This window comes from Acinetobacter sp. Tol 5 (assembly GCF_019702905.1).
Lineage (GTDB): Bacteria > Pseudomonadota > Gammaproteobacteria > Pseudomonadales > Moraxellaceae > Acinetobacter > Acinetobacter bereziniae.
Genome location: NZ_AP024708.1, coordinates 3,199,852 through 3,226,242, shown reverse-complemented (window position 1 = coordinate 3,226,242; position 26,391 = coordinate 3,199,852). Strand labels below are relative to the sequence as shown.

29 protein-coding genes and 1 pseudogene are annotated in these 26,391 nt (G+C 32.4%); 20 read left to right on the top strand and 10 right to left on the bottom strand.

Annotated elements, in window-relative coordinates; all coding sequences use genetic code 11:
* The first annotated feature begins 563 nt into the window (after positions 1–563).
* Positions 564–911 (top strand): hypothetical protein, encoded by a 348-nt coding sequence (locus tag TOL5_RS15035; RefSeq protein ID WP_121774520.1) that lies wholly within the window; start codon positions 564–566, stop codon positions 909–911.
* Between the two features lie 536 nt (positions 912–1,447).
* Here TOL5_RS15035 and TOL5_RS15030 read toward each other — a convergent pair.
* On the bottom strand, positions 1,448–1,636 hold the full coding sequence (locus TOL5_RS15030; RefSeq protein WP_005030158.1) for a hypothetical protein: 189 nt from the start codon (positions 1,634–1,636) through the stop codon (positions 1,448–1,450).
* A gap of 716 nt (positions 1,637–2,352) precedes the next feature.
* Here TOL5_RS15030 and TOL5_RS15025 point away from each other — a divergent pair.
* From TOL5_RS15025 to eutH, 5 genes are all read left to right on the top strand, one after another.
* Positions 2,353–2,685: a hypothetical protein gene (locus tag TOL5_RS15025; protein ID WP_199995335.1), complete on the top strand. Its 333-nt coding sequence runs from the start codon at positions 2,353–2,355 to the stop codon at positions 2,683–2,685.
* Positions 2,639–3,178 (top strand): hypothetical protein, encoded by a 540-nt coding sequence (locus TOL5_RS15020; protein WP_199995334.1) that lies wholly within the window; start codon positions 2,639–2,641, stop codon positions 3,176–3,178. The genes TOL5_RS15025 and TOL5_RS15020 overlap by 47 nt, the downstream gene beginning before the upstream one ends.
* The gene (locus TOL5_RS22735; protein WP_199995393.1) at positions 3,168–3,338 is read left to right on the top strand and encodes a helix-turn-helix domain-containing protein; all 171 of its coding nucleotides are present in this window, start codon (positions 3,168–3,170) and stop codon (positions 3,336–3,338) included. The genes TOL5_RS15020 and TOL5_RS22735 overlap by 11 nt, the downstream gene beginning before the upstream one ends.
* A gap of 53 nt (positions 3,339–3,391) precedes the next feature.
* Entirely contained in the window at positions 3,392–4,186 is a 795-nt protein-coding gene (gene ucpA, locus TOL5_RS15010; protein WP_009586447.1) for an SDR family oxidoreductase UcpA, read from the top strand.
* Positions 4,187–4,442: 256 nt separating this feature from the next.
* Positions 4,443–5,639 (top strand): ethanolamine utilization protein EutH, encoded by a 1,197-nt coding sequence (eutH, locus tag TOL5_RS15005; RefSeq protein WP_121775075.1) that lies wholly within the window; start codon positions 4,443–4,445, stop codon positions 5,637–5,639.
* A 198-nt stretch (positions 5,640–5,837) separates the two neighbouring features.
* On the opposite strand, the gene TOL5_RS15000 is transcribed toward eutH, so the two are convergent.
* Entirely contained in the window at positions 5,838–6,956 is a 1,119-nt protein-coding gene (locus tag TOL5_RS15000) for an ATP-NAD kinase family protein (RefSeq protein WP_009586533.1), read from the bottom strand.
* A gap of 188 nt (positions 6,957–7,144) precedes the next feature.
* Between TOL5_RS15000 and gcvPA the strand changes: the two genes are divergently transcribed.
* From gcvPA to TOL5_RS14975, 5 genes and pseudogenes are all read left to right on the top strand, one after another.
* Entirely contained in the window at positions 7,145–8,551 is a 1,407-nt protein-coding gene (gene gcvPA, locus TOL5_RS14995; protein ID WP_199995333.1) for an aminomethyl-transferring glycine dehydrogenase subunit GcvPA, read from the top strand.
* Complete coding sequence (gcvPB, locus tag TOL5_RS14990; RefSeq protein ID WP_221260457.1) at positions 8,544–10,103, top strand: aminomethyl-transferring glycine dehydrogenase subunit GcvPB; 1,560 nt, start codon at positions 8,544–8,546, stop codon at positions 10,101–10,103. The genes gcvPA and gcvPB overlap by 8 nt, the downstream gene beginning before the upstream one ends.
* A gap of 525 nt (positions 10,104–10,628) precedes the next feature.
* On the top strand, positions 10,629–12,014 hold the full coding sequence (locus tag TOL5_RS14985) for a hypothetical protein (protein WP_227566848.1): 1,386 nt from the start codon (positions 10,629–10,631) through the stop codon (positions 12,012–12,014).
* A gap of 202 nt (positions 12,015–12,216) precedes the next feature.
* Positions 12,217–13,425: pseudogene (locus tag TOL5_RS14980) on the top strand (IS256-like element ISAbe10 family transposase).
* Positions 13,426–13,549: 124 nt separating this feature from the next.
* Entirely contained in the window at positions 13,550–14,161 is a 612-nt protein-coding gene (locus TOL5_RS14975) for a GNAT family N-acetyltransferase (RefSeq protein ID WP_052012587.1), read from the top strand.
* Positions 14,162–14,671: 510 nt separating this feature from the next.
* On the opposite strand, the gene TOL5_RS14970 is transcribed toward TOL5_RS14975, so the two are convergent.
* A complete protein-coding gene (locus TOL5_RS14970) occupies positions 14,672–15,223 on the bottom strand; it encodes a DUF2799 domain-containing protein (RefSeq protein WP_151779650.1) in 552 nt (183 codons plus the stop codon).
* 164 nt (positions 15,224–15,387) lie between these two features.
* On the opposite strand from TOL5_RS14970, the gene TOL5_RS14965 reads away from it, so the two are divergent.
* From TOL5_RS14965 to TOL5_RS14940, 6 genes are all read left to right on the top strand, one after another.
* Complete coding sequence (locus tag TOL5_RS14965) at positions 15,388–15,669, top strand: hypothetical protein (RefSeq protein ID WP_058970626.1); 282 nt, start codon at positions 15,388–15,390, stop codon at positions 15,667–15,669.
* Between the two features lie 231 nt (positions 15,670–15,900).
* The gene (locus TOL5_RS14960) at positions 15,901–16,224 is read left to right on the top strand and encodes a hypothetical protein (protein ID WP_042086633.1); all 324 of its coding nucleotides are present in this window, start codon (positions 15,901–15,903) and stop codon (positions 16,222–16,224) included.
* Positions 16,225–16,833: 609 nt separating this feature from the next.
* On the top strand, positions 16,834–16,989 hold the full coding sequence (locus TOL5_RS14955; protein ID WP_009586207.1) for a hypothetical protein: 156 nt from the start codon (positions 16,834–16,836) through the stop codon (positions 16,987–16,989).
* Between the two features lie 822 nt (positions 16,990–17,811).
* Positions 17,812–18,192, top strand: a complete 381-nt coding sequence (locus tag TOL5_RS14950) for an MliC family protein (RefSeq protein WP_004831578.1) — start codon at positions 17,812–17,814, stop codon at positions 18,190–18,192.
* Between the two features lie 300 nt (positions 18,193–18,492).
* Positions 18,493–18,870: a hypothetical protein gene (locus TOL5_RS14945; protein ID WP_004831577.1), complete on the top strand. Its 378-nt coding sequence runs from the start codon at positions 18,493–18,495 to the stop codon at positions 18,868–18,870.
* Complete coding sequence (locus TOL5_RS14940; RefSeq protein WP_005030142.1) at positions 18,867–19,079, top strand: helix-turn-helix transcriptional regulator; 213 nt, start codon at positions 18,867–18,869, stop codon at positions 19,077–19,079. Before TOL5_RS14945 ends, TOL5_RS14940 begins: the two co-directional genes overlap by 4 nt.
* Before the next feature lie 774 nt (positions 19,080–19,853).
* Here the strand turns inward: TOL5_RS14940 and TOL5_RS14935 are convergent.
* Positions 19,854–20,390, bottom strand: a complete 537-nt coding sequence (locus TOL5_RS14935) for an MAPEG family protein (protein WP_009586210.1) — start codon at positions 20,388–20,390, stop codon at positions 19,854–19,856.
* Positions 20,391–20,607: 217 nt separating this feature from the next.
* Between TOL5_RS14935 and TOL5_RS14930 the strand changes: the two genes are divergently transcribed.
* Positions 20,608–20,964: a hypothetical protein gene (locus tag TOL5_RS14930; protein WP_004831574.1), complete on the top strand. Its 357-nt coding sequence runs from the start codon at positions 20,608–20,610 to the stop codon at positions 20,962–20,964.
* Between the two features lie 78 nt (positions 20,965–21,042).
* Here the strand turns inward: TOL5_RS14930 and TOL5_RS14925 are convergent, their stop codons facing one another.
* Both TOL5_RS14925 and TOL5_RS14920 read right to left on the bottom strand, forming a co-directional pair.
* Positions 21,043–21,564 (bottom strand): IS630 family transposase, encoded by a 522-nt coding sequence (locus tag TOL5_RS14925; RefSeq protein WP_227544161.1) that lies wholly within the window; start codon positions 21,562–21,564, stop codon positions 21,043–21,045.
* 23 nt (positions 21,565–21,587) lie between these two features.
* Positions 21,588–21,965, bottom strand: a complete 378-nt coding sequence (locus TOL5_RS14920) for an IS630 transposase-related protein (RefSeq protein WP_005029849.1) — start codon at positions 21,963–21,965, stop codon at positions 21,588–21,590.
* Positions 21,966–22,221: 256 nt separating this feature from the next.
* On the opposite strand from TOL5_RS14920, the gene TOL5_RS14915 reads away from it, so the two are divergent.
* Both TOL5_RS14915 and TOL5_RS14910 read left to right on the top strand, forming a co-directional pair.
* Positions 22,222–22,401: a ribbon-helix-helix protein, CopG family gene (locus tag TOL5_RS14915; RefSeq protein ID WP_004831572.1), complete on the top strand. Its 180-nt coding sequence runs from the start codon at positions 22,222–22,224 to the stop codon at positions 22,399–22,401.
* 1,112 nt (positions 22,402–23,513) lie between these two features.
* Positions 23,514–23,741: a hypothetical protein gene (locus TOL5_RS14910; RefSeq protein WP_004831570.1), complete on the top strand. Its 228-nt coding sequence runs from the start codon at positions 23,514–23,516 to the stop codon at positions 23,739–23,741.
* Between the two features lie 127 nt (positions 23,742–23,868).
* Here TOL5_RS14910 and TOL5_RS14905 read toward each other — a convergent pair whose 3' ends face one another.
* The 4 genes from TOL5_RS14905 to TOL5_RS14890 all read right to left on the bottom strand — a co-directional run bounded on the left by TOL5_RS14905 (position 23,869) and on the right by TOL5_RS14890 (position 26,104).
* Positions 23,869–24,159, bottom strand: a complete 291-nt coding sequence (locus TOL5_RS14905) for a hypothetical protein (protein WP_004831569.1) — start codon at positions 24,157–24,159, stop codon at positions 23,869–23,871.
* A 171-nt stretch (positions 24,160–24,330) separates the two neighbouring features.
* The gene (locus TOL5_RS14900) at positions 24,331–24,498 is read right to left on the bottom strand and encodes a hypothetical protein (RefSeq protein WP_162987735.1); all 168 of its coding nucleotides are present in this window, start codon (positions 24,496–24,498) and stop codon (positions 24,331–24,333) included.
* 122 nt (positions 24,499–24,620) lie between these two features.
* Entirely contained in the window at positions 24,621–25,316 is a 696-nt protein-coding gene (locus tag TOL5_RS14895) for a hypothetical protein (protein WP_221260456.1), read from the bottom strand.
* 86 nt (positions 25,317–25,402) lie between these two features.
* Positions 25,403–26,104: an exonuclease domain-containing protein gene (locus TOL5_RS14890; RefSeq protein ID WP_004831566.1), complete on the bottom strand. Its 702-nt coding sequence runs from the start codon at positions 26,102–26,104 to the stop codon at positions 25,403–25,405.
* Between the last annotated feature and the right edge of the window lie 287 nt (positions 26,105–26,391).

Genomic DNA, 26,391 nt, shown 5'->3' with positions numbered 1-26,391 from the left:
ACTTTCTATATTTGAAATAACATAGACATACAGAGAAATTGGCTTAGCCAAAACAACTTTAGCGATTTTTATAAAGATGGTAGAATTCTTTAAGCAAAAGTATAAAAAAATAGAGTGATTTCAATCATTGCGTTACAGGTTGCGTTACAAATATTTTTATAAATAAATTAGTTTATATTTATCATTACATTGGGTGTTTATTTAGAAGAGCGCTGGGCGTACCATCTTGCTGTTCCTCCTTATTCCAATTTGTCTCAAAACCCTTTATATTAAAAGCACCTAGGCATTCTTATTGTCTCAGCTTGTCGCAGTTTGTTCCTCTGTATACCTTCATAATAAGGGTACATTTGGGGGCATGCTGTAAAATCGAATAAAAATGTACCGTAAAATGTTTAGTTTTTTAACGATCTACACTGCTCACTTTTTTAAGTGTTAGAGTAAAGAGTGGTGCGAAAGTTAATCATGCTGAGTTTAATAAAAGAAGAAATAGTTTAACTTTTAATCTTTGTAAAAATGGTTTAATCATATAGTATTGATCTGTATTATGATTTTAGGCATGAATAATGAAGGAAATACTTTTAATTATTGTAATCAGCCAATCACTTCTAGCTTGTGCAAGTCTCAGTACACAGCGCTATGAAACACTCAATGATCTAATGCAATCATGGGTTGGTTCGTCAGAAGAAAAACTAATTAAAAAATGGGGATTACCAGATAAAAGCTATACCTTAACAAATGGAGGAAAAATAATTTCTTATGAAACATTTGTTCATCCAGGGCGTTATTGTGAAGAAAAATTTATGCTTGAAAAGGGTATCATAGTGAAGTGGGGGCACTCTCGTTGTGATCTGAATTTGAATAATGCCAAGAAAATATCAAAAGACATTCCGATTCCACAACCTACTCTTTGATTATTTAAAATATAGATTCCTTATTTGAAGTAGATCAACAAAGAGGAGGTTCTTTATTTAAAATAACAATTCTGTAATTTTTACTCGAAATCAACTAATATTGATATGTTAAAAGAGTCTTGTATAACAGGATTGTCGTAGGGCGATGAGTCAAAATTTTTGTAAAAGGTGCAATAGACCCACAATGACTGAAAAAAATCATTGTCAATCATGTGATATAGGTAATAAAAGTGGTTTTTTTTCGTTGTCCATGTTTATTTTGTTGATGGTAACTTTTGCTTTTACCGCAACGAAACTATTACAAACGGAGCCTCAAGATGATGAAGCCGTTTCGATAACGACGAATGTTGATAGGACATCTCAGCGTTATTTTTAAGAATATTTGGTCATAAAAGGCACCCTCCAAATTAGGTTAAAAGTGTCCAACTTTCGGGTGCGGTTCAATTTAGCGAGTTTTTATTCAAACCAAACATCAACAATAAAAAATGAATACTCTATAATTCACTTGATAAAGTTCTAGTTGATTACTCAAAAGATTATGATGTGCTGTTTTTATGTTGTATGGAGGTTTGTTTCTGCTTCTGACTTGGCATATAGTCTGGTTCGCTAGACATCGCAAGATACAGAAAAGTAAAAAAGATAGACGTTAAAATACCAACAATAACAATGAATTTCCAACCTAATGCTGTTGATTCTAGATCATCAGATGATGGTGTATTTTTCATATAAAACCTCATAGAGGAAAAAAGATAAATGGGTATGCCTTATATCACAAAATTGATCAAAGTACTTTCCCAGCATATCAGCAAGGCGCTTTCACTCAATAAAAACTGTAATTTGGTTTTGTTAAGCATTGTTAAATATCAATTTTATAAAAAATATTTCGAAAATTTAATGTCTTAGATACATAGATAGGATTGTCTAAGACATATACCTCAAACAGAAAAATAATAAATGTTGACTCGAAATTTTAGTTTCGCAATGAATTATTTTAAGATTTAAAATGATTAAAATATCACCGATAAATTATAGACTTTTCACAAAATAATTCACAAACATGGATGTGCCAATCATGATGAAACAGCCTACTTTCGCAAGAGGTCTATTAATTATCTTAAATTAATTTAATGGGTAAATTTTTTATATCACTGAAAATATAATAAAATGTTGATGAAAAATAAATTGTTGTTGAAAATAAATTTAGAATATTTGATATAGAACTACACTTTAAAATCAATAAGCTAGCCTTTTAAAATTTTATAAAATCAATTATTTAAACGGTATATTCATAATTAATATCAAAAAACGGAAAAGAATAAGCATTCTGGTCATGATCTTATTGTACGACGAAATATTTTTAGATACTTTATACTTAATAATAAGTGTTTGAAGAATAATTTATCAAAATAGTTTTGTTATTTTGATATGAGGAGGTCAAGGAATGATCAATATAAATGCCGATACTATTATGATTCCAACAATAAGTGACTTGAAGTCTACAGAAAATAATGATGCTTGCACACAAGCAAGCTCAATATCAGAATGGAAGCAAGAATATTTCCAATTGAGTTCTGGAGTATTTAAAGGGACTACTAAAGAAATACATGTTGGTAATATTCAGATTTTTCAGGAAGCCATGAATCAAATTGTTTACCAAAAATCCACCAGCCAAAAAAATAGCTTTACGATAGCAATTCCTACAAAAATCTGTGGGGAGGGTAATTGGAATGGAAAACTTCTTAATAGAAATAACACTTCTATATTTAAGACCTAATTATGAGCATTTCTTTAAAACTCCAATTTTTTCAGATCTATATGGAATTACCTTAAATGTTGAGTTGTTAAATAAATATTTTGAAGATAGTGATATTTATTTATCAACTAATATTAAGGAGTTGAATTTGTTAGATAATAATTTTTATTTGGATATTGTTGGTCGAATGATTGGGATATTTAAAGTTATAGAAAAAAATAAAAAAGAAATGAAATACTTAAACTTATATAGTCATCTAGAAAGCGAGGTTTATGATTTATTATTTGATATTTTTAATTATATGCCAAAAATTAGAAATAAATATCCAAGTCAATATGTTGCTCGTTATTTGATTGATTGTACTAAAGAATTTATTTTCTTTAATAAATCAAAGAATCTTAATGTCTCTGATATTTGTAACGAGTTAAAGGTAAGTCGTAGGTCACTACACTATTCATTTAATAAAGTTCTAGGTATTAGTCCAGTGGTTTTTTTTACGTTATATAAGACTTAATGGTGCAAAACAGGAAATTATTATTAAGGATGGTAATGTATCAATAAATGATATTGCTTTAAAGTGGGGGTTTGGACATATGGGTATGTTTAGTTATTATTATAAACAACTATTTTCTGAATTACCTTCTCAAACAGTCAAAAGATATTTAATGAAATGAATTATATCAGTATTTAAGGAATGGAATAAGTTTATTTAGCTTAAGGAAATAAAATGAAAAAGTTACAGAATAAGGTGGCATTTATCACGGGTGCATCACAAGGTATGGGTAAATCGCACGCATCAATATATGCGAAATATGGTGCAGATTTAGTGCTTATTGATATTTCTGATACTGTCAAAATTGTTGCTGAAGAATTAAGGCAAAAATATGGCATACGAGTTCTTGCAGTAAAAGGCAATGTTACACAACCAGAAGAAATGAAAAAAATAGCGGATCAAGCTCAAGAATACTTTGGAAAGATTGATATTTTAGTATGTAACGCAGGTGTCTGCCGTTTTGCAAAGTTTCTAGAGTCTACAGATGCTGAACTAGATTTCCATATTGATGTCAATATTAAGGGAGCATGGCATACATCCAGAGCTGTAATTCCACATATGATTCAATCAGGAGGTGGATCTATTGTTGTAATGTCTTCAATCACGGGCGATTTGACATCTGATCCAGGAGAAGTTGCTTATGCTCTTTCAAAGGCTGCACTAATTGGTTTCACTAAATCTTTAGCTGTTGAAATGGCTAAATACCACATTCGTGTAAACGCAATTTGCCCTGGGTTTGTATTAACCCCTATGGCGCAACAAATCGCTGAACAAAGCAATCCAGCTAATCCAGAGCAAGTTTTAACGGATATGGCAGAGGCAATACCATTACAACGTCTAGCAAATCCAGATGAGATAGGCGAGTTATCCGCATTTTTGGCTTCTGAAGAATCTAGTTATATTACAGGAACCCAAATTGTTATTGATGGTGCATGTACGATTACTGAAACTGTTAGTGTTGGTATTTAATGAAAATATTAATGTACCAAGTATAAAATGGGATATTGAGATTAATGTTATTTAATCATTTTGATTAAGGTAAGGAAGCTCTTCTCCACTGTGAGAAATTTGCACTATTTTTTTAGATGCATATTCTAAAGTGCATAGTTTATTTTATATAGAAATAAACTATGCTTAGAGATCATAATATATTTCCAGTTTTATTAATTTAATGAATTTAACATGACTCAATAATAAATTAAGTAGTTATTAAAAGAGAAAAAATATGCTAAATTTGGGAAACTTTATCATATATTTGATTATGGTTGGAGCTGTCGTTGGTGCACTTTCAGCTATTATCAAGCCACATAGTGATCTTGGAAAAGAATTTGTAAATGGTATACATTCCATTGGACCTGTATTTATGGCACAAGCAGGTATCATGGTTTCGATTCCATTTTTATCACAAGGAATTACATATTTTCTTGGTCCTATATTTAATAGCTTAGGTTCTGATTCATCTATAGCAGCTTTATCTATTATAGCAGTAGACATAGGAGGATGCCAATTAGCCAATGCTATTGCAGAGACTAAAGAAATGTGGATTACAGCATCTATGGTTGGCTACACCTCTGGTGCGACGATAGTTTATCTCATTCCTGTTGGTTTAATGATGCTTAAGCAAGAAGATCATAAATATTTAGCACTAGGAGCAATGGCTGGATTAATAAGTATCCCTTTCGCTGTAATTTTTGGATTATTTATTATTACGATGTTTAACATACCTATTCGAGAAGTTATTACAACCTCAGGTCCTGCCTTGGTACATTTAAAAGGGAGCTTGTTTGAAATTTTTAAAGCGTTAATACCATTATTCATATTCTGTTTTAGTTTAGCGGCAGGTTTAAAGTTTAAGCCAAATGCAATTGTTGTAGGATTTCTTATTTTTGGCAGAATATTAGATGCTTTTATAAAAATGATTCTAGCTTTATCAATTGTTGAACATTTTACTGGCTTATTTAGTAAAACAATAGGTTGGGGTTTTAGCCCTATGTTTGCAGATTCGAAAGATTTATTTAGAGCAATTGAAGTCGCAGGATATATTGGAATTATGTTAGCAGGCACATTTCCAATATGCTATTTGTTTCAGAAATATTGCCAACCTTTTATGAAATTTGTGGGTAAAATATTTGGGCTCAGTTCTACTGGAGCAGTTGGATTTATTACTGTTTTGGCAAATATTATTGCTACCTATCATCTATTTAAAAATATGAACGCTAGAGATAAAGTAATTTGTGTGGCATTTGGTATTTGTGCACAAGCGACGATTGGTGATCATTTAGCTTTTACTGCGAATTTTCAACCAACGTTAATACTTCCAGTTGTATTGGCAAAGTTGTTCGGTGGCTTCATCGCAATTTTAATTGCAATTAAGTTTTGTGTGAAAATAGCTGAAAATTATGATAATTCTAAAATAACTTAGTGTTTTAAATGTTTGTTGATGATCAAATTTATTATAAATTTGATCTCTTGCGTTAGTCAAAATTTGAGCAGGAAAGACCTTTGATTTATAAGGTATTGCATAAAGTTCAAATGATTAAAAAAACACTTTCGCAAGAGGTCTATTCTATTCAGGTTTGAGTATTAATTGAAAATCCTGAAAGTTTTAATGATAAGTTTACTAACATTTGATACCTACGAGCATAAAGTTATTTTTTTCTACTTGCACCTTGATAAATCCTGAAAGTTTTTGATCAACCTCACAACATCCTGTATCTACAAAAAATTCATTATTTTCTAATGAAAGAATTTTATCCATAGTACAGATTACTTTAATATTTGCCTTACCAACTAAATCAATGACTTTAGCACTGATTTGTTGGTTACCACGACCAAACAAACACCCCGTACCTCCAATGACTCCTACAAATATTTTTGTAGGAACATCCTGAATTATATTCAAAATCTGTTGCTCATTAGCATCTTTTATGATGATTTTTCCTTCTTTGATAACATCAACACCTAATAAGGTTCCTTCGATATTTGCATAATCCATAAGTTTTTTCATGGTTGAACCAGGACCTACAATATTTACCACTTCTGATGAAAATAATAACTTCGAATTATCATAACAGATAGCATCTAAATGATCGGTTGGTTGGCTTTTTTTTGAGCCTTTAGATGATTGTATTCTTCGGTCTAGAAGGGTTTTTGCATAACCGTAGAGTTGAGTTGTGGGGCAATCTGCTCTTAAATAGTTTTCATTAATATCAAGAATTTCAGTTTCTTTGATATCATTTTTTTCATTATTGATAAAAGTATTGATTAATATACCAGCATGTCTTGGATTTAGTGCAAACACCCCAGAATACATTTTTACACCACAAGGTATTCCAATCATAGGAATACGATCTGTAATAATTGTTTGAATATCTCTGGCGGTACCATCACCTCCAGCAAATATAATTAGATCAACATTCAAGTCCAATAATTTCTGAGCAGTTTTTATACTGTCATTTGCACAAGTTTCTAGTTCTGATGATTGGTAAATAATATGATGATTTAATTTAAGTTCTTGACAAAGATTAGCTCCCATATTTGCTGATGCTGTATAAATAACTACATGGGAAGAACTTCTGATTTCTGAGAGCGCAAGATGGGTACGTGTTTCTGCCATTGCTACAGAGCCCAAAGATAAAGCTTCAAGAACAGTCTCTAAACCATCTGTACCTTTTAAGCCAACTTTTCCACCTAATCCTGCATATGGATTAATAATTAATCCTATTTTTTTTACGATCATTGTGAATACTCCTTTCGATCTTGTTAATTTACGCCATGTGTCAATTTGGTAAAGTCAAAAAAAGAACACATTTTCGACATGCATCCACACTCATTTTTTTACTGTGTTATAAGCTTTTATTTAATAAATAGGATAAATGGGCAGAAAGTCCATCACATTGTGCTTAGAATAAATCAAGGAATATAGATATGACAAAGACAGCTCATCCATTTATGGCAAACGCGACAGAGGCCATAAAACAAGAAATGCTTAAATCCATTGGGGTCAATCAAATAGAGGATCTATTTGTTGAAATTCCCAAAGAACATATTGCTACAGGTAATATTAGGTTAGCTGATCCATTAACCAGTGAAATCTCGTTAAAACGCCATATTTTGAATATTCTTAAAAAAAATATGCACTGTGAAGATACTATTAACTTTTTAGGTGCTGGTTGTTGGCAACATCATGTCCCTGCGATTTGTGATGAAATTGCAAATCGAAGTGAATTTCTCACGTCTATGTGGGGTATACCTTCAGCAGATCATGGTAGAAATCAAGCATGGTTTGAATATGCGAGTCAGTTAGGTGAGTTGGTTGATTTAGAGATTGTAAGTCTGCCTGTTTATAGTTGGGGCTGTGCTGCAGGTCATGCTATTCGTATGGCATCTCGATTGACCCATCGTTATAACGTTCTTATTCCAGAAATTATGTGCCCTGAACGCCTTTCAGTGATCAAAAACTATTGCCAACCAGAAAATACACGAAATCGTATTGAAATCACACAGATTAAATCTGATGAAAAAAATAGTTTACTAGATCTTTTGGATTTAGAAAAGCATTTATCTGCATCAGTATGTGCCATTTATATTGAAATACCTAATTTTTTGGGCGTCATTGAAACACAGATGAAAATGATAGCTGATTTAGCGACAAAATATGGTAGTGAATTGATCATTGGTGTTGATCCTACTTGTTTAGGTATTTTGGCATCACCTGCAAGTCTAGGAGCTGACATTGTTGTTGGCACTACGCAACCCCTTGGTATCCATATGAATTTTGGTGGAGGTTTGGGTGGTTTCATTGCTACACGAGATGAGGAGCGTTATGCCAGAGAATACAATGCATTGATGGTATCCATTGGAACTACATTAAAACCTGATGAATATGGTTTTGGTCGTCCACTAATGCATCAGTCTTCTTATGGATTGAGAGAACAAGGTAAGGATTGGACAGGCACGTCAGTATATTTATGGGCTGTGGTCAATGCTGTGTATATGTCAACATTAGGTCCACAGGGTTTTAAAGAACTTGGTGAAAATATTCTTCGTAATTCTATTTACGCTGCTCAGAAAATTTCTGAAATCCCAAATGTACAGATCAAATTTAAACATGGGTTCTTTAAGGAATTTGTGATTGATTTTACGGCAACTGGCAAAACTGTAGAACAAATTAATACTGGACTTTTAAGAAAAAGTATTTTTGGTGGGCTTGATCTCTCGACACATTTTCCAAATTATGGACAAACTGCACTTTGGGCTGTAACTGAAGTACATAGTCTAAAAGAAATAGATCAGGCTGTAAAAGCTTTACAGGAGGTACTTGAAAATGAATAAGGATATAAGAAATACAGGCTATCATGCAATTCGTTGGAATGAACCAGTGATTATGGAAATGAGTAAAGCAGGTCGTCGGGGTATATTATTTCCTCCCATATCTGAAATGCTATTCGCTCAACAAGGCCTTTTATCTGACCTGATCCCAGAAGGTATGCAACGTATTGGTGCTTTGGAGTTGCCTGAATTATCTGAACCGGATGTACTGCGTCATTATTTACATCTCTCTCAGGAAACGTTGGGGATGATGGGGGTTAATTTATTTGGTACATGTACCATGAAATACAATCCGAGATTGAATGAATTGTTGGTAGGGCGTCCAGAAGTTGCAGAGACTCACCCTCTACAGGATCAAAGTACGATACAGGGGACATTACAGATTATTTATGAATTTAATGAAATGTTATGTCAATTATCCGGGATGTCGCAATTTACTTTTCAACCTGCAGGCGGTGCAGATGCAGCATATACACATAATTGTGTCACTCGTGCTTGGCTACAGTCAAAGGGGGAGTTAGGTAAACGTGATGAAATTATTACGACTATTCAATCACATCCATGTAATCCCGCTACAGCAGCAACTGCGGGATTTAAAGTGATCACTTTACCACTCGGTCCTGATGGATATCCGACATTAGAAGCCTTAAAAGCTGCTGTTTCTGATCGGACTGCTGCTTTAATGTTAAATAATCCTGATGATATGGGAATATATAATCCCAACATTAAACAATGGATTGAAATTGTACATGATGCTGGTGGTTTATGCTTTTACGATCATGCAAACTTTAATGGTGTAATGGGACGAATTCGGGCACGAGAGCTTGGTTTTGATGCTTGTATGTTTATGTTACATAAAACTTTTGGTGTACCCAAAGGTGGGGGTGGTCCAGCATTAGGTGCCTATGGTTGTAGTGAAGAGCTGGCTCAATTTTTACCTAAACCACAAGTCACATTTGATGGTAAACACTATCATTTAAAACAAGATGCACCCTATGCTATTGAAAAAGTTCGTGAATTCTTAGGTAATATTCCAATCATTATAAAGGCTTATGCTTGGACTCTTGCAATGGGACTTGAGGGCATTAAAGAGGCAGCAGACCTTTCAGTTTTGGGCAATAACTATATGGAAAAACGTTTAATGACCCTAAAAGGCGTTAATCGTTCACACGAACATCTTAAAGTGCGCCGTTTGGAAATGACAAGGTTTAGTGTACAGAAACTATTTGAAGATACAGGGGTTACAACATTTGATATTCAAGCACGTATGACAGATTTTGGGATAGATGCTTATTGGCTCTCACATGAACCATGGCTAGTGCCTCAACCTTTCACACCTGAAGCAGGTGAAATGTGGTCAAAAGAAGATTTGGATAAGTGGGTTGATGTATTAGAAATTATTATTGACGAAGCATACAGCCATCCTGAAATTGTCAAAACTGCACCTCACTGTCAAGTTGTACATCGTGTTAATGAAGCTGAAATGGAAGATCCTGAAAAGTGGGCGATTACTTGGAGAGCCTATAAGCGAAAAATTCTTAAACAGCAGATATAAGTTTTAAAGATTTAGGAAGGTTGTCCTTATTGGAAACTTTTCTAAATCAGAATCATATGTATGTTGTTTATATATCTTTAAGAGATCAGTATTTTTAATATTGAAATAACTCAATAATAGCTTAATCATCAAATCTTGTTTGGTGGGATAAAATCTGTAATTCAACAGTTGGCTTAGGAATTTAGTATATATTGAATTCTGATAAAAATTAAAGCTATTAATATGATAAGTGAAAGCTGATGAATAAAATTTAATTATTTTGATTGTGGCAAGGAAACTCATTACTATCGCCTGAATTCACTATTTGTAAGATGCATTATTAAAGATATTCTTAATATCTATAAATGCATTAAAAATATCAATTAAAATATTAATTTTATCAGCTTTATTTACGGAGTTTAATGAGGTTTGTTATTGAAGCTGATAGATGGTTAATTTTAAGAGAAAATAATCAGACCTAGAATTAAAGAATATTTATCAAAGTCTCAATTTGAACCAAAATAAATGATTTGTTAAGGTGAATCTATGAAAAAAATAAAAAGTAATTTCGAAATTATCGAAGAGACACTAAAGAAAATGAGAGAATTTATTCATCATATATTTAGCATCACAACAGCTTTGATATTAAATATGTACTCTATATCATTATATGCTGAAGAAATATATGATAATAATGGACTAAAACTTAATTTAAATCTTGAAGCTATTAGTGCAGCCATGCATAGCCAAGAAAACTATAATGTAATGGGTAATAAACAGATTGGCAATTCTTCATGGCAAGAGGGGTATGCAAAATATGGTTTTACTCTTGATCAAAAATTAAAAAGTGATAGCCATCTTTATGGAACATTTGACTTGATCAGTTCTGCTACATGGGGGGATGGGGATGCTGCAGGAATAACCCGAGGTAGTGAACGTAAAACAAATATTGAAAATGCTAGTATTGGATGGAAGTCTGGTAATTTAATTCCAATTTTAGGACAAAATGGTCTAGGTTTATCTGTTGGGAAACAGTCTATAAGAATTGGAGAAGGTTTTCTGTTGTTGGGGGATATGTTTAATTATGGTAATGCAGATGTAGGCGTAGATATTTCCAGAGGTGGTGCATATTATTTAGCTGCAAGAAAATCGTTTGCTCAAACTGCAAAGATCTCCCTGGGGGGAGAGGAGGGTATAAGAAGTGATTTAATGTGGTTGAAATCAGACAATAAAGCCCAGGCTAAAACAGAATTAGCAGCGATGACTCTAGAAAATGTGAGTGATCAAAATGTCTTTGGTTTGACATGGATTCGAGGACTGAACCAAGATCAACTGCTAACAAAAACTCTTGGATTAAAAGATCGACGTAATATGGACACCGTAAGTTTGCGTTTTGTAAATAATGTTGGAACTGATTATTTGTTGCTTTCCGGTGAATATGCCTATCAAGATTCAATACAAAACAAGGAAGAAAGTGCCTGGTACCTACAAACCAATTTTAAACTTGATAAAGTCTTGGGAAGCCCGAACTTGATTTATAGATATAGTCAGTTTTCAGAACAATATGATCCACTTTTCTATGGCTCTAATGGTACCTATGGTACATGGTTCCAAGGTGAGGTTGCTGCGAATTATGGTGGGCCATTTAGTACTAATTTAAGAGTGCATTATTTAGGTGCAAGTATATTCCCTTTAGAAGGATTAGAGTTAGGGATATCTTATTTTAACTTTAATAGTATAAATAAGTCTACATATGATTATAGTGGGCGTGAAATAGACATATTTACAAAATGGATGATTAAAGAACACTATTTTATCAGTCCATTAATTGGATTTTTTAAACCGAAAAACAATGTTTCTGAGGGTGGGTTGCAACTTGGAAATTCTAATTTAAATGTTTATTCGCAAATTATTGTAGGTATATTTTTTTAGTATTTTAAGGTTTATAAGGTGCTATCTATTTTAAATGTTAAATTGGAAAATAGATCGCTTGAGTTGGTTTTAATTTGAAAAAAGACCTTTTATTTATAAGGTACTTTATAAAGTTCAAATGATTAAAAAAAGCCTGTAAATAAAACTGTGTAAATGTCCAAATCTTAGTACCCTGTAATAGGGATAGATGGAGACATCCACAATGGATCACAGTCAATTGATGGCACTGGCAAAAGAATTTGCCAAAAACCTAAAAACAGATTCTGACCTGAATGAATTCAGTAAAGCTCTAAAGAAACTTACCGTTGAAACAGCCCTAAATGCAGAACTCACTGAGCATTTAGGGCATGAGCGTCACCAGCCTAGTGCCAAAAGCAATGCACGTAATGGCTACAGTAAGAAGCAACTACTCACGGGTGATGGTGAGTTTGAGCTGAATACCCCACGTGATCGTGATGGTACATTTGAACCACAATTGGTGAAGAAACACCAAACCAGAATCACCAGCATGGATAGCCAAATCCTATCGCTGTATGCCAAAGGCATGACCACCCGTGAAATCGTCAGTACATTCAAAGAACTATACGATGCAGATGTATCTCCTAGTTTGATTTCCAAGGTGACAGATGCGGTTAAAGAGCAAGTGATTGAGTGGCAGAATCGCCCACTCGATAACATTTACCCCATCGTGTACCTTGATTGCATTGTGGTGAAGGTCAGACAGGACAACAGCGTTATTAACAAAGCTGTCTTTCTAGCATTGGGTGTTAACCTTGAGGGTCACAAAGAACTGCTGGGTATGTAGATCGCCGAGAATGAAGGTGCCAAATTCTGGCTGTCCGTTCTAACAGAACTAAAGAATCGTGGTGTACAAGACATTCTGATTGCCTGTGTAGATGGTTTGAAAGGCTTTCCTGATGCGATTACTACCGTCTACCCACAAACACGCATTCAACTATGTATTATCCACATGGTACGCAACAGTTTGAAATATGTGAGTTGGAAGGACTATAAAGCCGTCACCAGTGACTTGAGGCGTATTTATCAAGCTGCTACTGAAGAGTCTGCCTTGCAGGCATTAGAAGTCTTTGCGAGCACATGGGATGATAAATACCCGCAGATTAGCAAATCTTGGTACGGGCACTGGCAGAACCTAAATACCTTGTTTGCTTATCCAGCAGATATTCGTAAAGCGATTTACACCACCAATGCAATTGAATCACTAAATAGTGTGATTCGGCAGGCAATCAAGAAGCGTAAGCTCTTTCCAACCGATGACTCGGTCAGAAAGGTAATCTATTTGGCAATTGAAGCTGCATCAAAAAAGTGGAATATGCCAATTCGGGATTGGCGTGCTGCTATGAGTCGGTTTATGATCGAATTTGAAGGTCGTTTAGACGCTTTCATTTAAGCGACATTTACACAGAAGTTTTTACAGGCTCGAAGACACTGATGCAAGATACAAGTGCCTTCAATTGACAGATCAAGGACATAATACTGTCAAGAAAATAAACCACTACGCAGATCAACAAGTGATGAATGCGCTAAATCACCTCCTAATTTCTGAGCAAAAAACGATTGCTCAAGGACTTAAATTCTATGCAGAAGCATTGGTAGCTTGTCATAAAGAAAAAGTTGTTAATTTAAGTCAAAATATTGAAATTATATCAGGATATCGTGCGGGCATGATTGGACGTGTTACTGAAATGCATGGCACATATTATTCAAAAAATCATAACTTTGGGTGTTCTTTTGAAGCTAAAGTTGCCGCTTCAGTTGCTGAATTTTCTCAACGTATGAATAGTGATTGTAATAATATTTGGTTTGCGATTCATAATGATCAAATCATTGGTTCAGTTGCCATAGATGGAGAAGATCTAAACAATCATGAAGCTCATTTACGTTGGTTTATTCTTGATGAGGATTATCAAGGCTATGGCGTAGGAAGAAAGCTTTTAAATGAAGCAATCGGTTTTTGTGATCATCACGCATTTTCAGCAGTTCATTTATGGACATTTAGTGGGCTTGATGCTGCTCGTAAATTGTATGAATCATTGGGATTCGAGTTAGTAAAAGAATGGACAGGAGATCAATGGGGCAAAACTGTAATAGAACAGCAGTTTACTCGAAAAAAGGGCACACAATAAAATCAATTTATGCAGGTCGCAGGCATCATATAAATTTTTTCAAGTTTGACAAGATAATATGTGTTTCAAAAAAATCCAGCAAACCCAATAAAATGGACATCTTTAAATTTTGTTTGAACCAGTAAATATCATTGACATATTATATATTTTAAATTAAATTTAAATAGTTATTTTACTAAAAATAAATAACAAAAAACCTTAATCAGCGCAAAATTAAGGTAAGCCTCATAGAAATGTGAGGCTTTTTTATATAGCAAAATAATTTTAAATCTCATCATATTTTTTGCTCACAACTTGTTTTCTTCGCAGCCTTATAGATCGCTTAAAATCGAGAACGAAAAATAAGTAGATTTTCGAGTAGTTTCAATTTTGTATAGATCGCTTTAAAATAATTGCATAATGCTAGACCGTATTCAGCATCAATCAAATACAAATTTTTATTCAAATGTTATTTAAAAAACATGAAAATTACATCTATAACATAGATTTGTATAAAGAATTTGTTTCAATCTAATCAAGATCATGCTCAGCCTTGAAACGTTCTAAATTGCGCAGAGCTGTTTGATAACGAGATTGTACTTGGCTGCTATTGATACGGAGATCATATAATTTCTGTTTATAGCTATCGCGATCTTTATCAGAAAGGTTTTTATACTCCAATCTTTCAAGGTAATAATTCATACCATTTTGTGATTTATTAAAATCTGAATTTGCGGAAAAGTACTGACTTGCGACTTGATAATAACTACGAAGAGATTCACGCTTTTCTATAGGACAAATTCGATAATTACCATGACCTTCTAAGGCTTCATAGAAAATGTTTTCAGGTTGACAATAAGCATTCAAACCTTTTTGGTAGCCTTTTTCATATAAATTCTGATTTGGAATGATATTTGCTTTTTGGCAAGCAGAGTAGTATTGATCTAGATGTGGGTTGGAACCAGCTGAACCATCTTTTTCACCAACATTAAACCAGTTTGCAGTTTTGCATTGCTCAATACTCATTGCCGTACAGCCTGAAAGTAAAACAGTAAAAGTAGATAAAACTACTATAAATTTCATGAAATAATTTCCTAACGACGATTGAGCAACTTTCTAAAATATTTTATCATGACAATATCTTTTATTTGCTGATAAAATTTAAAAAGTACCATTAAAGTGTATTGATTTGGTTGAATAATCATTTTTTTGTAGAATTGGATTTTAGACCTTAAAGATTTTTAAAAATGATTCAATATATTAAAAATAACTTTCCAATTATTGTTCTGTTGATGATTGTTATTGGTGGCTTTGGCTATCCCTTTTATTCTGGAAAATGGATTGTTGCACCTAAATTGAATGAAATTGATGCGAAATGTTATGGAATTGATGTTCCAGATGATATCCAGTATGGACGATCTGAGCACTTTTGTTCATGTATGAGAATGGTGCATAATAAAAAAGACAATGATCACATTAATTACTGTAAGAATTTAATAAATAAGGAAAATTTTAATGAGTCTAAGTGATTTTATTCATAGTCTTTAAAATAAGGATAAATGAATGAAAAATTTGAAATGAATATATTATGATTGATTTGCTCAAGAAAAGTATGAAACGAATTTAATGTTTAATTCTTCATACTTATGGAACGGATCGCAGGTTGATACAAAGTAGTTATAAAAACATGTTTATGGTGAATGTAGAACAGGTTGACTGCATTCATTTAAAGTAGGAATAAAATTTTGGTGATAAATAATATGAATATTAATGAATTAGATGAAAAATATGAAGCGTTTAAGACAAGTCAGCATTTTCCTGAAAAAGATGATCATCAGAAATTCACAAAGAAAAATAGACAGTTAAATGATCTTAAATCAATCATGGATAATATACTTTATAATACCCTGTTTCTAAAATATTTTTTTATTCTTGCACGACCTGATGATGAGCGTTCACAGATGGCAAAAAATTATGTAATTTTAGTTGATGGGAAAGAAGTTGCTTTGAATGTAAACCAGTCTCCTCAATTTCATGACAAAGAAAATTATTTAAAATGGTTACACAGTGAAATCATGAAATGAACGTTCTATCAAGAGCTACAATAAAGTAAATGTATATTGGTGTTTATTGTTTTAATAAAATGAAAAATCAAGAAGATTGCTGATTGTTAGCCCGAATAGATATAACTATATAAATCTTTTTAATATAGGGTTTTTTTGAAAAGGTTTGTAAATTTTATGTCATTAGTGTATAAAAAAAGAACAACAATAAAATGAGGGTGATCACATGATATATAAATCAATAAACATCGCTTTTTTCATATTTATGTTTGTTGTTCTTACATTGTTAGTACATCTCTTTGGAAATATTCCATCAGGGATGTGGGTTTTAAAATAGTGTAATCTAAGTAAAGGGCTCATCTGAGGATGGGCTTTTTTATGGATTGTTTTTAGGGAAATGTTGATTAATTAATGATTCAATGAAAAATAGTCCAAAGTGTGACAGTTCTGTTAACAGTTTATAAATTAAATAAATTCTAACCAATTGAAAAATATTAAAATTAAAATGATTTTTGAAATCTAATGTTATAAAATTTCACATATTCTTTCACAACTAACATGTTGAAATACACAGGTTTTAATTTGATGTTATTCCTATTAGACCTTTTTTTATTCAGTACGAGGAATGTCATGTTTAAGACTGCAGCATTATTAGGCACTGGGATCGCAATTGGTTGTTATTATCAGTCACATAAAAATGGCGCTGATAAAACCAAGACAAAAAATCTGACCAAGACAAGCAAAAACGACAAGAATGATGACAAGGACATTCAACCTCAGTCGTAACTATCTATTCCAGCAGGTCTCTAATTTAAGGGGCTTGTTGGGTAATAAGAAGTAATTTTATAGCGTGATTTTAAACTTTTCACAATAAATTTAAAAATTTGTTTATCTCCATATTTTTTAATCTCAGATGTTTCGATGTGCACCTTTAATCTTTTAAGTATCGTCCATTAATTATTGAACATTTATAGTATTTAATTATTGTTTAGTATTTTTAATATTAAGTGTTGATTTAAAATAAAATTTTAAAAATTGTCATTTAATGCCAATGTTCTTGATTGTTTTTGTTTTAAAATTTGAGCCAGAAATTACTTTGTAGTTTCAAGCTTTACCTAATAGAAGCTTTTCATGTAGTTGCCCACATTATCCAATCATGTGGGCTTTTTTAAGGCATATTTTTATGATGTTGCGAATTAGACAATTGCTTTGTATTCATGTTTTTGAATATCCTAATATAAGCTGCATAAAAGAATGCCGTAAATGCGGAAAAATTAGCAATATCGATGTTAAGTGATGAAGCTACAACTTTTAAATTCAATGAAAATTTTTGTATTCTCCTAGGAAAATTGATGTTTTCTTTGCTTCTCCAAATCAGCATCGTGTTCATCGCAATCATTGCATTAATTTATTATTCAAATAAATCTTAATTTAAAATCTATGGCTAGTTAACATATAAATAGTTAAAAATAAAATATGAAATGTATAGTATTATAAATAATGTTTATGATTTCTGTACGGAACCAGTAGTGAATTCGCAATCGCTGGTTGGATGAGCTTCAAGTCCTGTGGTAGAACTTAAACTTCTTATTTCTACTGAGATTAATCATGAAAAAAATATTATTAATTTCCTCTATTTTAACTGCTGTTTTTTTAGTTGGATGTAATGCAAAAGACAAAGAAAAAACCAATGCCTCAACAGGAGAAGCAAGTAGTCCTGTTGCTCAGGTAGACAGCAATGAGTCGAACCAAAAAACAGTGAAATATGAAACTGAAGATAAAAAGCAATTCACACTTCAAACAACTGATAATTTTGCTACAGCAACTTTGACAGATAGTGAAGGGCATAACTATTCACTTAAAGAAGTTCCAGCTGGCAGTGGTATGCGTCTAGAAGGTGAAAATGGTGTGTCAATTCATTCCAAAGGTGAGGAAGCAACAATTGAACTTGCAAAAGATCAGTCTTTTTCGGTGAAAGAAGTTAAATAAGCTTGGATATAAATCGCCCCACCTTTTGGTGGGGTTTTTTATGATACCCCATAATTTTTTTCACTTTAAATATCTTAGATGATCTAAAATCATTGCTATAAAGTTTAAATATGAAATATATATTTGATTTTAAATGAAAAATATATTTTTATTGAATTGGGTTACTTCAAAAAGAGTAGATCAGGCGTACGATGCTTTTGGTTAGTTTATTCACATCAATCATCATTGATGTAAAGTATCCTTTACATTTAATTTGAAATTAATTATGCTTGTGTAAAGTTTACTTTACATGAGTGCGCTATGAATAAATTTAGACACCTTTTTGAATTGGTTTTATCTATCTTGCTGTATATTGTTGTGTTGGTTTTTTCTCTAAGATATTTAAAAAATAATCAACTTGATGATTCAACACAAATGATTGTAACTTTATTGCCCGTCATTCCTTGCGTATTCGTATGTTGGAGCGTGATTAGACAGTTATCGCAATTAGATGAAATGCAACATCGAATTCAACTACAAGCTTTTGCAATCGCCTTTGTTGGTACTGCGCTCATCACATTTAGCTATGGCTTTTTAGAAAATATTGGATTTCCTTTACTATCGATGTTTTTTGTTTGGCCATTAATGGCAACATTGTGGGGAATGGGGATCGCAATTGGAAGTTGGCGTTATCGATGAAAAATATTTTATCTGAATTAAGAATGAAGCAAGGTTGGTCGCAACAACAAATTGCGGAATTACTTGGTGTTTCACGTCAAACTATCAATGCTATCGAAAAAGAGCGTTATGATCCAAGTCTCCCTTTAGCCTTTAAAATAGCAAGACTCTTTGGTTTATCTATAGAAGCTATTTTTCAGGATGAAGAAACAATAAAAAATGAACGCTAAGCAAAGATAAGTAAGTGTTTGATAAACAAAGAGGAAAATATCCAAAACTGGCAAATTAGATAATAAAATAAGGGGGTGTGAGTATAAGGTGGTATTGGATTGCTCTAAGATTGTTGCTATTTAGAGATTTATCTTTGTTGGTAACTTTATTGACCAATGCAATATGTAGTGTAGAAGCATTCAGCACTACCAATTTTCCAGCTAAAATTATGCATATTGAGGCTGGATATTTTCCTGATTATATAAAGCTGAGCATTTGAAAACAACATTTGGATAAGGTCAGCAATCATCAGGATGAGTTAAGTCTATCTCCTAACCAATTCTCTTGTTTTCTTTACGTCGTGGTTATGTTCTCAGATCTAGGTATATTACGACGATGTATATTGGGCTTGCGTAACAGTGCATAAGTGTTGTTTATGTTTATATTTAAAATAGCGATACAGTACGGGGTTGTGCCACATCTACTTTTATTAAGATAAATCGCAATAAGAATATATTTTTAGTATGTGTGAGTTTAGTTAGATCACATTTTTGTTGGATAGTGGGATGATATATTTTTGATCATTTTAAATTTTGCATGAGTTTAATGTCAATCTGCATTTATCTAACAGGTTAGCTTTTATATTATATCAAGCACATGATTTTTCAATTTAATTATAAATTTCACCATATCTTGTATTTATCTGCATCAAATAAATAGTTATATTGTGATCGTTATCACAACCATAATATGTTGTTGGCGATTGATTTAGAAGCATCCTACACTTAGATCAGTCATAAACAAGCCAGTATAATAATAAAGGTTAAAATAAATAGGCAAACGATACCAGTTATATAAGAGATCGTTCTCCAAGGCTGTATTCCTACTAAATAGGTTATTGTATGAGCAATACGTGCAATGGTAAAAACACTAAACGTCCATGCTATCAATGTTGTGTTCAAATTCAAGGCGATACAAATGCCACCAAGTACCCAAAACACAGGAATATTTTCTAAATCGTTAGCCCAGGCTTGACTTGCTCTCACCACTTGCGGAAGTTCTTCGGGATGTGCATTCATGTTTAGGTATTGTGCATCTTCTTTATTTTTAAAAGCCTTATTTTTAATACGGAAATAACCTTGATAACATGATATCGCAAACATTTTAATGAAAAGTGCTGTAATACATAAAGCATATATGTGGAGCAAGTTATACATAAAACATCTACCCAAGTATGCTGCAAAGAAAATAATAAACACATAAGTTTTTATATTTAAATTATTTTTTGTCAATATTTTTATAAGAAAAATTAAATTTATTTTCCAAATCATCTTTATTTATATGAATCGTGTCGATTCACATGTGAATTTTAAAGTAAATCAGAAATGACTTCTGAAAAGAAATATTGTCTTTTTTTAATTAGACTAAAAAAAATCACATATTATTATCATAAAATAATATTTTATTATAATTTTATGATACTTTTAAACATGAGCCAGACTCCTCAGATGGTTCATACGGTTTTTACTTAATAAAAGGTATATATAAATGGCTAAAATTGACTTAACACCATTAGCAGATATTGACGGATTTACAGCTTCAGCACTTGTTGATTGTACAAGTGGTCTTTCATTGGCAGCACAAGGAACAGGCATTGATTTGGAGCTTGCAGCTGCGGGGAATACTGAGGTTTTACGTGCGAAAATGAAAACTGCTGATGCGTTGAACTTGAAAGATACTATTGATGATATTTTGATTACTTTAGGTAAACAGTATCATTTACTTAGACCGCTAGAGAAAAACAGTGATTTATTTTTATATTTAGTATTGGATCGTCAAAAATCTAATTTAGCAATGGCTAGACACGAACTTAGAATTTTTGAAAAAGAATTAGATTTCTCTTAAAAATAGAGACTTGGCTATTACTTCGCGTTGTTGTGATAGCCTTTTGTGTAAATTTTATAGCTAGTTAAATAAACTATGCTACATTTGATTAAACCCAATATCTAAAGCCTCAAGAATAGTTTTCTGTTGTTGGCTAACAATATGTCTGACTTTTCTTTTTAGTATAGACCAAGCTTTTTCAATTGGATTGAGGTCTGGACTATAAGCAGGCAAATACATCAGCCTAGCATTGTACTGGCGAGCCAATTCCTCAATTTTTCGACCTTTGTGAATAGAAGCATTATCTAAAATTAGTAAATATTTTTGAGGCTGACCATTTTTATCTCTTGTTAGATCTTTGAGTAAATATTCAAGCCAGCCAGTAAAAGTATTGCGATCACATGAGCCCTTAAAAATTAGGGGAGCAATGAATTTAAACGTTGCACTTGATCGAACAGCACTGATTATATTTAGTCTACTTCCATGCCCACCTGTTCTTAATGCACGACAACGTTTTCCTTTCTCAGACCAACCATATTCAGCAACCTCATTGGTATTTATACCTGATTCATCAATGTATAAAATATACTCTTCACCATATTGCTGTTTCCATTGTGGCAGGAACCATTGGAATACTGCTCGTCCTATTTTGCAGGCTTGTCTGTAGAGAAAACTCTTTTTTTATAACTCCATCCCAGCTTTTTTAAAGCAAATAAGATATTGGCATAGCTGACGGAATAACCAAATCTTTGCTCAAATAATGGCACCAGATCTTTAGCCTGTGAAAATGATGTTGTTTCAACAAAGATTTTGAAAGCCTTTAGGTCTTTAATTTTATAGGGTCGACCTGCTTTTTCGGGATGTGGTCTATTCGCATTTCCTTGGAGATGTTCGAGCTGAATCCAGAGATCTAAAGTCGTTCTTGCAATCTTAAAAACAGTACATGTTTTAGACTTATTCTGGCATTCTTTGTAGTAGTCTAGAGCTTTGTATCGAAGATCATTGGAGTATGGCTTAGGCATAACAGCAGTCAGTAAGGTTTTTTATAGTGTAGCAAACTTTATATATTTAGCTATAGCTTTAAAATTAAAATATTTGATAATATTCACAAAAAATTATGATCGATTTATCATTTAAATATTAAAATTATTAAAATAAAGTGTTATAAATCATATGTATATGTCTTATCTTGTAAGGTTGGCGAGATAAAAAATTATCATTGAAAATCTTCTAAATATTATTACAATTCTATTTCTAAGAAATTTAAGGAAATGGGGTATGGAAAATAAAACGGCAAGGTTAACAATTTTAATCGATCCAAATAAAAAAGAAGCATTTGAAGAATTATGTAACCGTCAAGACTTAAAACCTTCTCAAGTTGTTCGCCAATTAATTCGTGAATATTTAGAAAAACATGGGGTTGAATATGCCACTAAATCCTCTGTTGTAAAAAAATAATAAATCGTATGTTTTATGAGACGGTCGATGATGATTGAGCAGTACAGTCTTGTTGACAGATCTGCTTAATTTTTATTGAGTTATAAAAAGATGAAAATTCAGAATAATGAGAACTTATATAATATTGATAATTTTTGTGATGTTGATTGTATTTGGCGCAGTCGGATTAATACTTAAAGGAGAGTTTCCTTTATCACAAATGGGGCATATTGAATCTGAATGTTTGGGTGTAAATATTCCTGAAAAAATAAAATATACTCAGTCTAGAGCGTATTGTCAGTGTTTCAAGCACCAATTAAATTTTCGTAATGCAAAAGACTCAGAACATAATTGCACTATAAATGTAGCTGTACGATAACTTTAGGTAATATTGGTAAAATGTAAAGAAGTTCAAAGACAATGAATATAGTACATTATCGCCATAACTCAAATTTTCATCCGATAAAGAAAACATACTAAGTGATAATTGATCGTGTAAATTTCTGATCATTTATATTCAAACCGCATAATTTTTCATACAAATGATTTATTTTCAACAAATTTTATACTTTTTATCTGAATTTTTAATTCGGAAAAATGATCATTTTAAAGCACTCTCAAAGTTTAATTTCATTTTAGTGCTTAGCAGCCATTATTCTTTAAAGATTGAAAAATTGATCATCAATTTAGGCTTAACTATTATCTGCTGTTTTTAAAATAATTCAATTTTAAAATCGCTGTAATTAGGTTGAATAATGTTACTGCTTCTTGCAGATGGTCAAAGTTCTGCCTATATTATAACTACAGTAGATCGATAAGATGCTACGAAGTAGTTGGACAGATCAATGACGGCTTATTGAATTTGTGACTCCAGTTCAAATAAAAAATAAGCACTAGCTTTCCAACATCAAAAAGCTCACAGAAATGTGAGCTTTTTCATTTTGAAATTTGATGAAATAATTAAGATAGGCAGAATTTACATAAAATATTCAAAGTAATTGATTGTTTTATAACTGAAAAATATTCATAAGTTGCAATGCTTTAACATTGCCATAAAATCTAACAACTTCACAAGAAATTTTATTCAATGTCATGCTATAAGAAAAACAGTATATAAAAAAGAGGATAGGAAAATGTCTGAAATGATTACAGTCAAGGTGAAGGATCAATATAGCAACGAATTAAATGCAATGGCATGGTTAAACAAATTGCAAGAGCATGAAGATGCTGAAAATTTATCCTTGTTCCAAAAGATCGATCATATTGTGGTAGATGGCGAAAAGATATTGCCGAGTATTGAATTACTGTTCGAGAGTAAAGAAAGTGATAGTATTTATCGCATCATTGAACAGGTAAGTTAATTTTTAACTAGACCAAAGATGTGACAATTAAAAAAATGTGTTGGATGCATTTATCCAACACATTTATTATAGCTAAGCATTAAAAGGTCTAAAGCTGAACAGCAACAACCAAGTTTCTGCTAAAAAATCAAGCAGTTTTAAAATGATCAAGAACAACAGCAACTAAATGATAAAGGGCTAAGCGGTCTCGATTGGCTTGAACAACAGCGCGTTTTTCAATTCTTAAATCACCTTTGAGTGATCCAGATTGATAACTTTGTACCAACACATGTTGTGAGGACATTGGGTCATCTTTGATTCGTAAATCTCTTTTATGCTTAATATTAGAAACAGCCGTCAAACACTGTTCAAAAGTTGAATGAAAATTTGAAAGTGCTAATGCTGTTTGATTGGTCGATTTGGTAATATAAGTAGTCATAATTGTGTAATTATTTGAACAAGTTAGCTGAGTGTTTATTGTATAGCTTGATGTAAAAATAGACAATTTGATTTTGTAAAAAGATATAATAAGATATATGGATTTAAGTTAATTCATCATTAATATCAATGAGATATGCTGGTGATGTTAAGCGATATATGACATTTGATTTTAGACGTGGAATTGTTGTATTTCTAAACCATAATGTTGAAATTCAATGTGTAAGTGTTGAAGGAATTCTGTGAGCAAAGCAGATTTTAATTCTAAATTCAGCTTTTGTTCCGATAAATAATGATCATCTTCAAGGGCGATGATCTGCCAAATCTGATTATTATCCATCTTTTAAAAAATATTAATCTGTTTAGATTAAAAAACTTAGAATGACGTTAAAACACTTAATTGTGTCATTCTAAGGGGGGTTAAATCTAAATGCTAAGTCTCACGCTTGTAACATGCTTAAATTATGATGATTGTAGGTGTTGTAAAGAATAATTAATTTGTTGCATGGTTTGATTTAGCTCAACTGGTGAAATTCTGGACTCTTGTAATGCGGTAATCCATTGCATTTGGCAAAATTTAATATCACGGATAGATTTTGCCTGCTGGATCTGTATCACCAATTGTTTAGTCATGAGTCCACAATGAGTTTGTAATAGATGTGCCATTTTTTGTTTGATCTCATCAAAACTGATATGGACATGTTCGAGTTTATTTTCCTTCTGTGCTGGTGTTTCTAGTTGTGGTTTTAGATCATGGGGTAGCTCATTGGTGTGGAGATTGTCGGGTGAGGATACTTCTGTTAATTTTTCACTGATGCTAATTGAGGAAATGAGATCTTCTTTTGAAGATTGACTTTTTGTTGTTTGAGCCAAAGTTGGTTGTTGGTTTGTGTCTAATGCAATTGAAGTTGTCACTGCTGATAGGGCGGTATAATTTTTTTTATCCGCAGATGGTGCATTATCCTGAAAAATCAAACCAAGTTCTTCTAATTGTTGAATCAGTTCAGGAGTCGCCAAGCGTTGTTTGAGGGCACTATTTAAAATTTTAAAATCATCAGTACCGATCAGGAGTAATAACTGTCTTTGACGCGCATTCAGTTGAAATGACCGCTGTTTTAATGCCTGAATTCCCAAGTCAGTTTTAAAATATTGATCCATGAGTCAAGTTATTCCCCCAATAAATTGACCCAAGGATAAAGAATGAAAATTACACTAATATGACTTTCTTGTTACAAATCACAAGGTTAAAGTGTGATAAGGTTTGCATTTTCTAAGGCCTTACGTAAATAAGGGTCTAGGTCTTCCTGGCGTAATAACCATTGCACATAGTCTGAGGGTAATTCTGAAATTGCAGTACCGCGGTGTTTACCAAAGTTGATCGTTCTTGGTATACGTGCATCTTCAGAGGCTTCATAAAGTTCTTCTAAAGTCTGAATCTTTAAATGATGAATAATGTGCATTAAAATATTGGCTGTTAAAATAATATCTGCATCTGCGCGATGCGCACTTTTCAGCATTTCACGTGCTTTTTCACTGCCTTTACTGATCATATAAATCAGCGCAGAAATATTATGGGCTTCAGCATCTGGCCAAACTAAACGAGCCAGTGCCAGCGTACAAATAGCTTTGATTTTTGAAGTATCCACACCGCATTGTTCAATGGCACGAATATCATAATCAATATTATGACCAATGATATATGTGGTTTCTTTAGGAAGCTCGAAGTCCGAAAAGTTAGGTTGTCCTGCAATGTCCGCTTCTAAAATATGGTGAACTGCCATAGAGGCAAAAGAGATTTTTTCATTGCCAATGCTATAAAGCTGATCAAATATTTGCTTGCGATCTAAACTGAGTTTTCCTGCTTCAATCTGAATAGGTGCATAAGCAATTTCAATAGGTAGACCATTGAGTGTATGTGTTTCTGTATCTAAAATAATGGCTTGCATCTTTTGTTCCTTCACCAATTTGAACAGGAGCTTTTGAGTACCCTAGCTTTTTTAAGCATTGAATACAATTTAAAGTTATTTGAAAGTCAGTTTTGATTTGTTTTTGTTTAACTCTCAAGCAGTTCTGTCCTTGTATGGTGGTTGCATGATTAAAATATAAATTATATCTAGTTGATACTGGCTATCATCATTTATTTAATAATTTATAAGAATATCTTAAAGTTTGGGCGTGCTGGTATTTTTTTATTGTTGAGGTTGTAAATTCTACTGAATACAGTGAATCTCAC

Coding starts and splice junctions, on each gene's coding strand:
- TOL5_RS14920 (WP_005029849.1), bottom strand. CDS start 21,965: ATGCCTAAGCCATACTCCAATGATCTTCGATACAAAGCTCTAGACTAC.
- TOL5_RS14965 (WP_058970626.1), top strand. CDS start 15,388: ATGATTCAATATATTAAAAATAACTTTCCAATTATTGTTCTGTTGATG.
- TOL5_RS14895 (WP_221260456.1), bottom strand. CDS start 25,316: ATGGATCAATATTTTAAAACTGACTTGGGAATTCAGGCATTAAAACAG.
- TOL5_RS14930 (WP_004831574.1), top strand. CDS start 20,608: ATGGCTAAAATTGACTTAACACCATTAGCAGATATTGACGGATTTACA.
- TOL5_RS14910 (WP_004831570.1), top strand. CDS start 23,514: ATGTCTGAAATGATTACAGTCAAGGTGAAGGATCAATATAGCAACGAA.
- TOL5_RS14915 (WP_004831572.1), top strand. CDS start 22,222: ATGGAAAATAAAACGGCAAGGTTAACAATTTTAATCGATCCAAATAAA.
- TOL5_RS15000 (WP_009586533.1), bottom strand. CDS start 6,956: ATGATCGTAAAAAAAATAGGATTAATTATTAATCCATATGCAGGATTA.
- TOL5_RS15035 (WP_121774520.1), top strand. CDS start 564: ATGAAGGAAATACTTTTAATTATTGTAATCAGCCAATCACTTCTAGCT.
- TOL5_RS15025 (WP_199995335.1), top strand. CDS start 2,353: ATGATCAATATAAATGCCGATACTATTATGATTCCAACAATAAGTGAC.
- TOL5_RS14960 (WP_042086633.1), top strand. CDS start 15,901: ATGAATATTAATGAATTAGATGAAAAATATGAAGCGTTTAAGACAAGT.
- TOL5_RS14985 (WP_227566848.1), top strand. CDS start 10,629: ATGAAAAAAATAAAAAGTAATTTCGAAATTATCGAAGAGACACTAAAG.
- TOL5_RS14975 (WP_052012587.1), top strand. CDS start 13,550: ATGAATGCGCTAAATCACCTCCTAATTTCTGAGCAAAAAACGATTGCT.
- eutH (WP_121775075.1), top strand. CDS start 4,443: ATGCTAAATTTGGGAAACTTTATCATATATTTGATTATGGTTGGAGCT.
- gcvPB (WP_221260457.1), top strand. CDS start 8,544: ATGAATAAGGATATAAGAAATACAGGCTATCATGCAATTCGTTGGAAT.
- TOL5_RS14935 (WP_009586210.1), bottom strand. CDS start 20,390: ATGATTTGGAAAATAAATTTAATTTTTCTTATAAAAATATTGACAAAA.
- gcvPA (WP_199995333.1), top strand. CDS start 7,145: ATGACAAAGACAGCTCATCCATTTATGGCAAACGCGACAGAGGCCATA.
- TOL5_RS15030 (WP_005030158.1), bottom strand. CDS start 1,636: ATGAAAAATACACCATCATCTGATGATCTAGAATCAACAGCATTAGGT.
- TOL5_RS14940 (WP_005030142.1), top strand. CDS start 18,867: ATGAAAAATATTTTATCTGAATTAAGAATGAAGCAAGGTTGGTCGCAA.
- TOL5_RS14945 (WP_004831577.1), top strand. CDS start 18,493: ATGAATAAATTTAGACACCTTTTTGAATTGGTTTTATCTATCTTGCTG.
- TOL5_RS14955 (WP_009586207.1), top strand. CDS start 16,834: ATGTTTAAGACTGCAGCATTATTAGGCACTGGGATCGCAATTGGTTGT.
- TOL5_RS15020 (WP_199995334.1), top strand. CDS start 2,639: ATGGAAAACTTCTTAATAGAAATAACACTTCTATATTTAAGACCTAAT.
- TOL5_RS14970 (WP_151779650.1), bottom strand. CDS start 15,223: ATGAAATTTATAGTAGTTTTATCTACTTTTACTGTTTTACTTTCAGGC.
- TOL5_RS14900 (WP_162987735.1), bottom strand. CDS start 24,498: ATGGATAATAATCAGATTTGGCAGATCATCGCCCTTGAAGATGATCAT.
- TOL5_RS14905 (WP_004831569.1), bottom strand. CDS start 24,159: ATGACTACTTATATTACCAAATCGACCAATCAAACAGCATTAGCACTT.
- TOL5_RS14890 (WP_004831566.1), bottom strand. CDS start 26,104: ATGCAAGCCATTATTTTAGATACAGAAACACATACACTCAATGGTCTA.
- ucpA (WP_009586447.1), top strand. CDS start 3,392: ATGAAAAAGTTACAGAATAAGGTGGCATTTATCACGGGTGCATCACAA.
- TOL5_RS14950 (WP_004831578.1), top strand. CDS start 17,812: ATGAAAAAAATATTATTAATTTCCTCTATTTTAACTGCTGTTTTTTTA.